The 11380-nt window shown below is 73.5% G+C and carries 12 protein-coding genes; 6 read left to right on the top strand and 6 right to left on the bottom strand.

Features of this window, described 5'->3' with window-relative positions; translation table 11 throughout:
- Nucleotides 1–734: IS481 family transposase (locus GTW08_RS00300; protein WP_161151218.1), on the top strand; the 734-nt coding region annotated here is incomplete at its 5' end.
- Here GTW08_RS00300 and GTW08_RS00295 read toward each other — a convergent pair.
- Nucleotides 731–1159: a hypothetical protein gene (locus GTW08_RS00295; RefSeq protein ID WP_083658762.1), complete on the bottom strand. Its 429-nt coding sequence runs from the start codon at nucleotides 1157–1159 to the stop codon at nucleotides 731–733. The two genes, GTW08_RS00300 and GTW08_RS00295, sit on opposite strands and share 4 nt — an antisense overlap.
- Before the next feature lie 83 nt (nucleotides 1160–1242).
- Here GTW08_RS00295 and GTW08_RS00290 point away from each other — a divergent pair, with 83 nt between their 5' ends.
- The gene (locus GTW08_RS00290; protein WP_020623034.1) at nucleotides 1243–2193 is read left to right on the top strand and encodes a diacylglycerol/lipid kinase family protein; all 951 of its coding nucleotides are present in this window, start codon (nucleotides 1243–1245) and stop codon (nucleotides 2191–2193) included.
- A 477-nt stretch (nucleotides 2194–2670) separates the two neighbouring features.
- On the top strand, nucleotides 2671–2922 hold the full coding sequence (locus tag GTW08_RS00285; RefSeq protein ID WP_043277332.1) for a WhiB family transcriptional regulator: 252 nt from the start codon (nucleotides 2671–2673) through the stop codon (nucleotides 2920–2922).
- Between the two features lie 479 nt (nucleotides 2923–3401).
- Here GTW08_RS00285 and GTW08_RS00280 read toward each other — a convergent pair whose 3' ends face one another.
- The 3 genes from GTW08_RS00280 to GTW08_RS00270 all read right to left on the bottom strand — a co-directional run bounded on the left by GTW08_RS00280 (nucleotide 3402) and on the right by GTW08_RS00270 (nucleotide 6197).
- A complete protein-coding gene (locus GTW08_RS00280; RefSeq protein WP_073576822.1) occupies nucleotides 3402–4916 on the bottom strand; it encodes a sensor histidine kinase in 1515 nt (504 codons plus the stop codon).
- Between the two features lie 250 nt (nucleotides 4917–5166).
- The gene (gene rsrA, locus GTW08_RS00275) at nucleotides 5167–5511 is read right to left on the bottom strand and encodes a mycothiol system anti-sigma-R factor (protein WP_062403708.1); all 345 of its coding nucleotides are present in this window, start codon (nucleotides 5509–5511) and stop codon (nucleotides 5167–5169) included.
- A gap of 41 nt (nucleotides 5512–5552) precedes the next feature.
- Nucleotides 5553–6197, bottom strand: a complete 645-nt coding sequence (locus GTW08_RS00270) for a sigma-70 family RNA polymerase sigma factor (protein ID WP_062403710.1) — start codon at nucleotides 6195–6197, stop codon at nucleotides 5553–5555.
- A gap of 315 nt (nucleotides 6198–6512) precedes the next feature.
- Here GTW08_RS00270 and ybaK point away from each other — a divergent pair, with 315 nt between their 5' ends.
- The 3 genes from ybaK (at nucleotide 6513) to GTW08_RS00255 (ending at nucleotide 10163) form a co-directional block, all read left to right on the top strand.
- Complete coding sequence (gene ybaK / locus GTW08_RS00265) at nucleotides 6513–6989, top strand: Cys-tRNA(Pro) deacylase (protein ID WP_073576317.1); 477 nt, start codon at nucleotides 6513–6515, stop codon at nucleotides 6987–6989.
- A 112-nt stretch (nucleotides 6990–7101) separates the two neighbouring features.
- Nucleotides 7102–7923: an SAM-dependent methyltransferase gene (locus GTW08_RS00260; RefSeq protein WP_073576318.1), complete on the top strand. Its 822-nt coding sequence runs from the start codon at nucleotides 7102–7104 to the stop codon at nucleotides 7921–7923.
- A gap of 20 nt (nucleotides 7924–7943) precedes the next feature.
- Nucleotides 7944–10163: a putative bifunctional diguanylate cyclase/phosphodiesterase gene (locus GTW08_RS00255; protein WP_073576319.1), complete on the top strand. Its 2220-nt coding sequence runs from the start codon at nucleotides 7944–7946 to the stop codon at nucleotides 10161–10163.
- Here the strand turns inward: GTW08_RS00255 and GTW08_RS00250 are convergent.
- A complete protein-coding gene (locus GTW08_RS00250; RefSeq protein WP_161151219.1) occupies nucleotides 10126–11049 on the bottom strand; it encodes an ABC transporter substrate-binding protein in 924 nt (307 codons plus the stop codon). The genes GTW08_RS00255 and GTW08_RS00250 overlap by 38 nt on opposite strands.
- A 40-nt stretch (nucleotides 11050–11089) precedes the next feature.
- Nucleotides 11090–11380: alpha/beta family hydrolase (locus GTW08_RS00245; protein ID WP_346009820.1), on the bottom strand; the 291-nt coding region annotated here is incomplete at its 5' end.

Here is an 11380-nt window from a genome sequence, read left to right as displayed (position 1 = left end):
TGGGCCCGGTCCAGATCGCCGACCGGGTCGGTGTCGCTGCCTCGACCGTGCACCGGGTGCTGGTGCGGTGTCGGATCAACCGCCTCGCCCATGTCGACCGCGCCACCGGAGAACCGGTGCGTCGCTACGAACACCCCGCCCCCGGGGATCTGCTGCACGTGGATGTGAAGAAGCTGGGCAACATCCCCGACGGCGGCGGCTGGCGCTATGTCGGGCGCGCCCAGGGAGACCGCAACCGGGCCGCGACCCCTGGGAAACTTCGCAACGCCCACCACCAGGCGAAGATGGGCACGGCGTTCGTGCACACCGTGCTCGACGACCACTCCCGCCTGGCCTACGCCGAGATCCACGACGACGAGACCGCCGCCACCGCGATCGCTGTGCTGCGCCGCGCGGTGGCCTGGTTCTCCGCCCGCGGGGTCACCACCCGCCGAGTCCTGTCCGACAACGGCTCGGCCTACCGCTCCCACGCCTGGCGCGACACCTGCCACGCGCTGCGGATCACCCCGAAACGCACCCGTCCCTACCGCCCACAGACCAACGGAAAGATCGAACGGTTCCACCGCACTCTCGCCGACGGCTGGGCCTTCGCCCGGCTCTACACCGGCGAGTCGCAACGCCGAAAGGCGCTACCCGGGTGGCTGCACGAGTACAACCACCACAGGCCCCACACCGCCATCGGTGGTCTCCCACCGTTCAGCAGGTTGACCAACCTGTCCGGGCAGTACAGCTAGTCCTCGGGGTACTCGTCGCCCATCGACCAGCGCCGGGCCTGCTCGCTGATCAGCATCAGGAACGTGAACAGCACGAACAGTCCGCAGACGATGCCCCACACCAGCTGACGGCTGGGGCCCAGCGCGTAGTAGATGGCCGGGAACAGCAGCAGCTGCACGACGATCGCCGGGGTGCGGCAGCCGTGCACCCCGCGGACCAACCCGTAGCCGACACCGGCCACGGCGGCCGCCAGGAGCACGAAGATGCCGGCCTCGGCGAGCCCGTAGTAGAGGCGGGCGCCACCGGCCTCCAGCGCGCGTACGCCCAGCACGACCGCGAGGACGGCGCCGACGAGCCCCTCGGCCGCGACGAGCACCCCCGCCACCCGCACGTTCTCCGGCGGTCGCTCCCGCGTCACGGGGCGGTCGTCGCGGTCATCGGCCACCCACCGAGGATAGGCCGCCCGCCGCGGCGGCCACCGCCGGGCGGCCGACGGACCGGCCGGTGCGCGGTCGATACAGTCGCCCCGTGCGCGCGCTGCTCGTGGTCAACCCTCAGGCCACGTCCACCACCGCCGCCGGCCGGGACGTGCTGACCAAGGCCCTGGCCAGCGAGCTGAAGCTCGACGTCCTGCAGACCCGCTACCGGGGCCACGCGGCGGAGGCGACCGCGGCGGCCGTGGCGGACGGCGTCGAGCTCGTCGTCGCGCTCGGGGGCGACGGGACGGTCAACGAGGTCGTCAACGGGCTGCTGGCCGCGCAGACCGGCTCGGGCAGCGGTGCCCCGCGGCCGGACCCGGACGCCACCGCGATGCTCGCGGTGGTCCCCGGCGGCTCGGCGAACGTGTTCGCCCGCGCCCTCGACATGCCGCGCGACCCGGTCGAGGCGACCGGGCACGTGCTCACCGCGCTGGCCCAGCGGCGGCGACGGCTGGTCGGTCTCGGCTGGGCCGACGACCGCTGGTTCACCTTCAACGCCGGCATGGGCTGGGACGCCGAGGTGGTGGCCGCGGTCGAGCGCGCCCGCGCGCAGGGACACGAGGCCAGCCCCGGCCGCTACGCGCTGACCGCGATCGCCCAGTACCTCGCGCAGCTGCGCCGTCCCCCGTCGATGACGGTGGAGCTCCCCGACGCGGCACCGCTGACCGGGGTGCGGCTGGCGTTCGTCTCCAACACCGACCCGTGGACCTTCCTGTCCGGCCGCGCGGTGCGGACCAACCCCCGCTCGTCGTTCGGCAGCGGGCTGGGGCTGTTCGCGCTCACCGGGCTGAGCCCGCGGACGATCGCCTCGACCCTGCGCCAGATCCTGGCCGCCGACGGCGACCCGCACGGGCGGCACATCGTCCGGCACGACGCCGTCGGCCGGGTGCGGATCACGTCGGAACAGCCTCTCGCTCTCCAGCTCGACGGCGACCACCTCGGAATGCGCACCGACGTGGAATTCCTCAGCGTGCCCGGAGCGTTACGCGTCGTCGTGTGAGACGGACGGTTCGTCGCGCATCGTGCGGGCGCTCTCACACGCCGGAGTGAGCAACCGCGCCATTCACCGATGTGAGCGGACCGTCGGTCCCGTTGGGGCTTACACCAGGCCAAACCCGTGATCCAAGGTGGTCCCTACGCAAGCGAGGCCACGAGCAACGCCGCTCGTGGAGGTTCCGTCCCACCGGGCCGGACCCCTCACTCAGAGGGTGTCCGGGTCGACATCGTTTTCGGGTGGCCGATTCCGGGTGGGACAGGGACACTGGATCGTGGAACTGGCCCAGGGCGGCTCGAAGTCCCGGGCACTGGTCTGTCTGCGTGCGTTCCCTATGAGGGCGCTCACGCATCCCGCGAGCAGTTTCCCATTGAGGACCGCGGTGGCTCGTGAAAGTATTCACAAGCTGCGAAACACGCACGTAACACCAAGCGCACAGACGATCGGCGCGACCCCGATCGCGCACCAGAGGAGAAAGTGATCATGGACTGGCGTCACGACGCGATCTGCCGCGACGAGGACCCGGAGCTGTTCTTCCCGGTCGGCACCAGCGGCCCTGCCCTGATGCAGATCGCGGAGGCCAAGAGCGTGTGCCGGCGTTGCCCGGTCACCGAGTCGTGCCTGCAGTGGGCTCTCGAGTCCGGCCAGGACGCCGGTGTCTGGGGCGGCATGAGCGAGGACGAGCGGCGCGCCCTGAAGCGGCGCAGCACCCGTCCGCGCGCTCGCACCGCGTAGGCAGCCCCGCCCGGGTACTCGCCCGGAATGCGGCAGGAACAGCTGTCCCGGACAGCAGCTCCGAACAGTAGAAGAAGTAGCTCCCCGACCTCGGGCCCGTAGCCGGACGCCACCGGCCACGGGCCCGAGGTGCGTTCGGGGTGATCTGCCACCCCGGTGTGAGGGTCGACCACGGTGCCGGCGCGACCACGGCACCGGGATCAACGGTCACGGCACGAGCGTATCCGGTGCCCTCCGGGCCCCCGTCCACGCCCCGGGTCACCGGGAGTGACCGGGATCGGTCACCCGCCGCACCGCAGCGACCGCCCGGGGACGACGAGCATGTCCCCGGTTGCCTCTGGCCGCCGTCGTCCGCGCCGTCCCTGGGCCCTCTCCGAGCCGTCCTGCGCGGCTCCACCGGCCTGCTCCCAGGGGAACTTTCGGGGCGCTCTACGCCACGAGAGTTCCCCTGGGAGCACGCCCGAAGGGCGGTGGGGCGTTCAGGAGCCGCCGAGTGGTACCCGGACCACCGCCACCGTGCCGCCGCCCTCCCGGGCCCGCACCTCGATCGTCGCCTCCAGCTCGGAGGTCAGCAGTGTCCGCACGATCTGCAGACCCAGCCCCTTGGACCTCTCGAAGTCGAAGTCGACCGGCATGCCGTGGCCGTCGTCGGCCACCGACACCTCCAGGCGGCTCGCCGAGCGCACCGGGCTGACGACCACCTCCCCCGCCGTGCCGGGGTCGTAGGCGTGCGCCAGCGCGTTGTGGGTCAGCTCGGCCAGGACCAGCACCAGCGGGGTGGCCTTCGCCGCGGGCAGCGCCCCGAACCCGGAATCGACGCGCACCCGGGCGCGGGACTCGGTCGTCGCGCCGTCGCGGATGGCGGGCAGCACCTTCGGCAGCAGCTCGTCGAGCTCGACGACCTCGGCGACGGAGTAGGCCAGCGCCTCGTGCACCAGCGCGATCGAGGTGACCCGGCGGACCGACTCCTCCAGCGCCCGGCCCGCCTCCGGGTTCTCGCTGCGCCGAGCCTGCATCCGCAGCAGCGCCGCGACCGTCTGCAGGTTGTTCTTCACCCGGTGGTGGATCTCCCGGATGGTGGCGTCCTTGCTCATCAGCGCCGCGTCCCGGCGACGCAGGTCGGTCACGTCGCGGACGAGCACCAGCGCGCCCGCCGCGTCACCGCGGGGCCGCAGCGGCAGCGCGCGCACGAGCATCGTCGCCCGGCGGCCCTTGACCTCCATCCGGGTGGACGGGGCGCCGTCGAGGGCCTCGTTGATCCGGCCGGCGACGTCCTTCGCGTCGAACGGGTCCAGCACGAGCGCCTTGGTGACGGTCGCGAGGTCGGCGCCGGCGACGTCGCTGGCGTGGCCCATGCGGTGGTACGCCGACAGCGCGTTCGGGCTGGCGTAGGCCACGTTGCCGTGCACGTCGAGGCGGACCAGGCCGTCCCCGGCGCGCGGGCTGCCCTCGGCCGAGCCGGGCGGACCGGACTGCGGCGGGAACGTCCCGTCGACGATCATCTGGCACAGGTCCGATGCGCTGCCGAGGTAGGCGATCTCCAGCGGGCTCGGGACGCGCGGGGTGGACAGGTTGGTGTCCCGGGACAGCACCGCCACCGTGCGGCCCTTGAAGCGCACCGGGATGGTCTCCCGGCGCACCGGCACCTCCAGGTGCCAGCGCGGGTCGTCGTCGCGGCAGATCCGGCCCTCCAGCACCGCCCGGCGCAGCTGGCCGACCTCCACCGGCACCGCCCGGCGGCCGACGACGTCGTCCGGGTGGGCGGTCGGTGCGGTGGTCGGCCGGGCCTGGGCGACGCACAGGAACTGCGCGGTCGCCGCCCGGGAGGCACCGCCCGTCCCCGCGTGGAGGTCGTCCAGCGGCACCCACAGCAGGAAGTCGGCGAAGGACATGTCGGCCAACAACTGCCACTCACCGACCACGCGCTGGAGGTGATCGGCGGTCTCGCCGTCCATCGTCGTGTGCTCGGCGAGCAGCTCGCTCAGCGTGGTCACGATCGCCCATCCCACCACATGCGAGAATCGCGCGTACGAAGCTCCCGCGGCAACGCCGCGGAACCGTGACCCGGACGGGAAGGAGGGTCGAGATGTCCAAGCGTGCACGCAAGCGCCGTGACCGCGCCAAGAAGGGCGCCAACCACGGCAAGAAGCCGAACTGCTGAGTTCGGCGACACCGACGCGAGAGGGCGGGCACCCCGGTGGGGTGCCCGCCCTCTCGCGTGTGCCGCCGGAGCGGCGGTGCCGGTCAGCCGCCGGAGCGGCGGTACTCGGTGCGCTGGTGCGACACCGAGACGCTCGTGCCGTCCGGGCCGCTCTCCACGGTCACCTGGGCCTGCTCGAGCACCGCGGAGCGGATCTGCGACCGCAGCCGGTCCTTGAGCCCGGCCGGGGCCGCCTCGCCGCCGCACTTGCGGGCCAGCAGCGCCTTCAGCTTCTCGTCGATGCCGTACTCGGCAAGGCAGGGCGCGCACTCGTCGAGGTGCTGCTGGAGCAGGCGTCGTCGCTCCTGGTCGCACTCGTGGTCGAGGAACAGCCACACCTCGGCCAGCACCTCGGTGCACCCGGTGTTCGCGGGCGGGTCCTGGATCATGGGGTTGCGCTCGAGCGGTGCGCCCGAGCCCTCGGCGGCGCTCACGATGCCGTCACCTCCCGGTCCCCGGTCGCGCCGGCGGCCCCGTCGCGGACGAATCCGCGCTCGCGGGCCACGTCGGTCAGCATGTCGCGCAGCTGACGCCGGCCGCGGTGCAGCCGCGACATGACGGTGCCGATCGGCGTGCCCATGATCTCGGCGATCTCCTTGTAGGCGAACCCCTCGACGTCGGCGAGGTAGACCGCCATGCGGAAGTCCTCCGGCAGGCCCTGCAGGGCCTCCTTGACGTCGCTGTCGGGCAGCGCGTCGAGGGCCTCCACCTCGGCCGAGCGCAGACCGGTCGAGCTGTGCTCACCGGCCTGGGCCAGCTGGTAGTCGGTGATCTCGTCGGTCGGCGACTGCAGGGGCTGACGCTGCCGCTTGCGGTACCCGTTGATGTAGGTGTTGGTCAGGATCCGGTACAGCCACGCCTTGAGGTTGGTGCCTCGCCGGAACGACCCGAACGCCGAGTACGCCTTGAGGAAGGTCTCCTGCACCAGGTCCTCGGCGTCGGCCGGGTTCCGGGTCATGCGCAGCGCGGCGCCGTAGAGCTGGTCGAGCAGCGGCATCGCGTCGCGCTCGAAGCGGGCCGTGCGGTCGGAGACGCTCTCGTCCTCGGGCGCACGGTTGCCGTCGGCGTCGGCCACGCCGACCAGGGCGGCGAGCTCCGCGGGATCGGTCCCTGCCGCGCCCGTCTCCGGCTGACCCGGCTGATCCGGCTGTACTGACAAAGGTTCCCTCTCCAGTGACACGAGTCGCGCACCGGTGCGGGTCACCGGCACGGCGGACGCGTCGGAGGGTACGCGCCCCGGCCGCTCACGGCCGTCCGGCGGCGCGGCCCCGGGCCTCTCCATCACTGATGTCGTCACGTACGGAACAACGGTGCGCCGCCGGAGGGCATTCCCGTAGGTTCCCGTCGGCGCCCGGGGCACGGCCCCGGGGACGGGTATGGGAGGACGACCATGGCGGGCAGGGGCACCCCGGCGACGGCGCTGCTGGCGAGGCGCGGCGTGGCGCACGAGCTGCACACCTACACCCACCACGACGGTGCCGGCTACGGCGAGGAGGCCGCCGCCGTCCTGGGGCAGGACCCGCGCCGGGTGTTCAAGACCCTCGTCGCGCTCGTCGACGGGGCCATGACGGTCGGGATCGTGCCGGTGTCGGCCCAGCTGGACCTCAAAGCGCTGGCCGCCGCCGCGGGCGGCAAGAAGGCCGTCATGGCCGACGTCGCCGACGCCGAGCGGGCCACCGGCTACGTCGCGGGCGGCATCTCCCCGCTGGGCCAGCGCAAGCGGCTGCCGACCGTCCTGGACGCCTCGGCGCAGGAGCACCCGACGGTGTTCTGCTCCGGGGGCAGACGTGGCCTGGAGATCGAGCTCGCCCCGGCGGACCTGGTGGCGCTCACCGGCGCCGTCGTCGCACCGATCGCAACCGGCTGACCGCAGAGAGTCACCCGGACGGGTCCGATCCGGGCTCCGCGCCAGTAGGGTCGATCACCGACGGCAGCAGGACGCCGTCGCCTTCGATCGAGACGAGCTACGGGGAGCACGCGTGGACCGACCGGCATGGGCGCCCGACGAAGTGGACATGACCAGCCCGAGCGTCGCCCGGGTCTACGACTACTACCTGGGCGGGTCGCACAACTTCGAGGCCGACCGCGCCTTCGCCGAGAAGGTGCTCGACGCGCTGCCCGAGATGGCGGCCGTCGCGCAGGCCAACCGGGCGTTCCTGCGCCGGACCGTGCACCACCTGTGCGCCCACGGGATCCGCCAGTTCCTCGACCTCGGATCCGGCATCCCGACCGTCGGCAACGTGCACGAGGTCGCGGCGACCGCCTGCGACGACGCCCGGGTCCTCTACGTCGACCACGACCCGATCGCCGTCGCGCACAGCCGTGCGCTGCTCGACGGCGACCCGTCGACGGCCGTCCTCGCCGCCGACCTGACCGACCCGCGCCGGGTCCTCGACGACCCGGTGACCCGGACCCACCTCGACCTGTCCCGGCCGGTGGCGGTGCTGCTCGTCTCGGTGCTGCACTTCGTCCCGGACGAGGCGGACCCGGCCGGGATCATCGCCGCCTACGCCGGCGCGGCAGCCCCCGGCAGCCACGTGGTCGTCAGCCACGCGAGTGACGAGGGGGGCCTCTCCGGTGCGAGCCGGGCCCAGAACCTCTACAACAGGGACAGGTCCCCGAACCGGATGCGGATGCGCGACACCGAGGAGGTCGCGGCGCTGTTGGGTGATCTGGAGCTGGTCGAGCCCGGCGTCGTGCGGATCCCGCTCTGGCGTCCGGAGTCCCCGGTGGGCCCCGAGGCGCAGCGTTACCCCGGGCTCGCCGCCGTCGCCCGTCACGCCGGGCAGCCCGGGATCTGACCGTCGGAGGGAGAGCCGTCGTGGCGAAGCCCGTCCCCGTCCTGCCCGGTGGGCAGGGGCCGGGGCCGTCGGCGCTGGCCGACGCCTGGGTGCGCGCCATCGAGGCACGAGGCTTCGTCTCCGCCGCCCGCGCCGACCTGTACGCGGTGCTGTCCGGCGCGGCCTGGTGGTTCACCGCCGTCGTCGAGGGGCGGGCCGAGGAGGCGGTCGCCGAGGACGTCGGGGCCGAGCTGGTCGCCGCGCACCTCACCGACCCGGCCGCGCTGCGCTGCTCGATCGACGTCCTGGCCCAGCACTTCGCCGGGCTCAACCCGGACCCGGAACGGTTCCGCCGCTGGACCGCGGCGGTCGGGGCGCTGTCGACGGGGTACGCCCGGACGCTGCGCGATCGCACCCGGTTGGAGCAGGAACGGATCAGTTCCGCCGCGTTCGCGGCGCGCGCCGCCGCCGAGGACGCCCGATGGCAGTCCGAGGCGCGCTACGGGGTCGTGTTCGAGAGCTCCGTGCTCGGCATCAGCGTCGCCGACACCGGGGGTCGCATCCTGGAGGCCAACCGCACGCTGACCGCCATGCTCGGCTACCGGCCGGGCGATCTCGTGGGCCGCTCGGTGTTCGAGTTCATCCACCCCGAGGACACCCCGGAGATGTGGCCGCAGATCGAGGCCATGCTCGCCGGGCGGATCGGGCACGCCCGGATGGAGAAGTCCTACTTCCGGGCCGACGGTGACCAGGTGTGGACCGAGCTGACCGTCTCGCTGGTCCGCTCCCCCGACGGCGAGCCCCGCTACCTCGTCGCGATGGTCTCCGACGTCACCGAGCGGCGCCGCCTGCAGTCACGGCTGCGCCACCAGGCCGAGCACGACCCGCTCACCGGTCTGCCGAACCGCTCGCTGTTCTTCACCCGGCTCGAGACCGCGCTCGCCGGCCCGTACGGCTCCCCCGCCCCGGTGGGGGTCTGCTACCTCGACCTCGACGGTTTCAAGGCCGTCAACGACACCCTCGGCCACGACGCGGGCGACCAGCTCCTGCGCACCGTCGCGCACCGCCTCGACGCCGAGCTCCGGCCGGCCGGGCACACCGTCGCCCGGATGGGCGGCGACGAGTTCGTCGTGCTCGTGGAGCGCTGCGCCGGCGTCGAGCAGCTGACCGCGGTCGCCGAGCAGGCACTGGCGGTCGTCCGACGGCCGGTGCACGTGCGCGGCCGGGAGGTCGTGGTCTCGGCCAGCATCGGGATCGTCGACCGTCCGTTCGCGGTGGACTCCGGCACCGCCGGTGCCGAGGGGGCGGCCGAGCTGATGCAGGCCGCGGACACCACGATGTACTGGGCCAAGCGCGACGGCCGGGACCGGATCGCGGTGTTCGACCCGGCCCGTCACGCCAACGACGTGCATCTGTTCGAGCTGGCCGGGCGCATGCCGGGCGCGTTGGACCGCGGTGAGTTCCATCTGGAGTACCAGCCGCTGGTGTCGCTGCACGACGGCTCGGTCGTCGGGGTGGAGGCGCTGGCCCGGTGGCGCACCGCCGACGGCGAGCGGCTCGGCCCGGACGTGTTCATCCCGCTGGCCGAGCAGACCGGCCTGATCGTGCCGCTGGGGCTGCACCTGCTGGAGCGGGCCTGCACCGACGCCCGGTGCTGGGTGGACGCGGGCGCCGACGCGGGGCTCGTGCTCAGCGTGAACGTGGCGGGCCAGCAGCTGCGCAGGCCCGACGCCGTCGCCCGCATCGCCGACGTGCTGGAGCGGACCGGGTGGCCGGCGTCGTCGCTGCAGCTGGAGCTGACCGAGAGCGACCTCATGTCCGCCGCCGGGCGCCCGGTGCAGGCGCTGGAGGAGCTCTCGCAGCTCGAGGTGCGGATCGCCATCGACGACTTCGGCACCGGCTACTCCAACCTGGTCTACCTGCACCGGCTGCCGGTGGACGTGCTCAAGCTGGCCGGGTCGTTCGTCACCGGGCAGGGCGGTCCCTGCCCGGGCGACGACGGCGTCCCGCACGACGTCGACAGCCCGGTGATCCTCTCGGCGATGATCGAGCTGGCCCACACCCTGGGGCTGACCGTCGTCGCGGAGTCGGTGGAGACCGAGGGCCAGGCCCGGCGGCTGCACCAGCTGGGCTGCGACATCGGGCAGGGCTGGCACCTGGGCTCCCCGGTCCCGGCCACGGAGATCGCCGCCCGGCTCACCGCGCCCGGCGGCGACCCGGGACTCAGCCCGCGGCGGCCCGCTCCCGGACCTCGTCGATGACGCGCTCGGCGCCCAGCACGCCGATCCCGACCATCCACGTCTCGTCGTCGACCTCGTGGACCGCGCCCGCGCGCACCGCGGGCAGCGGGCCCCACAGCCGTGCGACCGCGGCACGGGAGCCCGACGACGGGTCCTGCGCCCGGTCGGTGAAGAACACCACGTCGCCGTCGATGCTCCCGGCCAGCTCGGGGGCACTCTCGATCATCGAGTACTCGTTCCACGGACGGTCGCCGAGGTCGTAGCCCATCGCGGTGAGCACCGAACCGGAGAAGCTGCGGGGGCCGTAGAGCCGGAACGACTCCGGGCGGAACCGCACGATCGAGGCCGTCCGGCCGGGAGCGCCGACCTCGCGTCCGACCGTGACCGCGCGCCCGCGCCAGCCCGACAGCAACTCCTCCATCCGGGGCCGGGCGTCGACGGCGTCGGCCGTCACCCGGGCCTGCTCCTCCCAGTCGGTGCCGCTGCCGACGGAGAACACCGTCGGGGCGATCCGGGACAGCTGCTCGTAGAGCGGGCGGTGCCGGACCGCCGACCCGATGATCAGGTCGGGGCGCAGCCGGACGACCGCCTCCAGGTCCGGCTCGGCGATCAGCCCGGTGGACTCGGTGCCGGTGAGCCGGTCCGCGAGGTAGGGCGGGTAGCCCGCGCCGGCGGCGGAGACGCTCGCGCCGACCGGGACGGTCCCGAGCGCGACCAGCGCGTCGAGGTGCGGGGAGTCGAGGACGACGACCCGGGCGGGCCGGGCGGGCAGGCGGGTCTCACCCATCGCGTGGGTCACGGTGTAGCCACCCGGCGCCTCGGGCCCGGGGCCGGAGCCCGCACCGCAGCCGACGGCCGCCCCGAATACCAGCAGCACCGCCACGAACCGGGCGAACGGTCTGATCATCACGAACTGAACATAGGCCGGAATTGAGGGTAGGCAACCCTCACGAACTCCGGGTGAGTGTCGCCAGCCACTCCCCCACGGCGGACCCCAGCAGGTCGTGCTGCTTCGTCAGGCCGTGGTCGCCGTCGAGCAGGACGACCCGGCGGTCCGGACCGTCCCCGGGGACGCCGAAGCGGTCGCTGCGGCCCTGCACCACGAGCACCGGCACCCCGGCCGCCTCGAGCTCCGGGGCCCGCGTCCGCTCCGGGCGGCCCGGTGGGTGCACCGGGAAGGCCAGGCACAGCACCGCGGCGGCACCGGCCGTCGTCGCCGTGCGGCAGGCGACGCGCGC

The organism is Pseudonocardia sp. SID8383 (assembly GCF_009864975.1).
GTDB lineage: Bacteria > Actinomycetota > Actinomycetes > Mycobacteriales > Pseudonocardiaceae > Pseudonocardia > Pseudonocardia alni.
The sequence above is the reverse complement of the archived record's forward strand: the minus strand, read 5'-3'. Positions and strand labels throughout refer to the sequence as shown.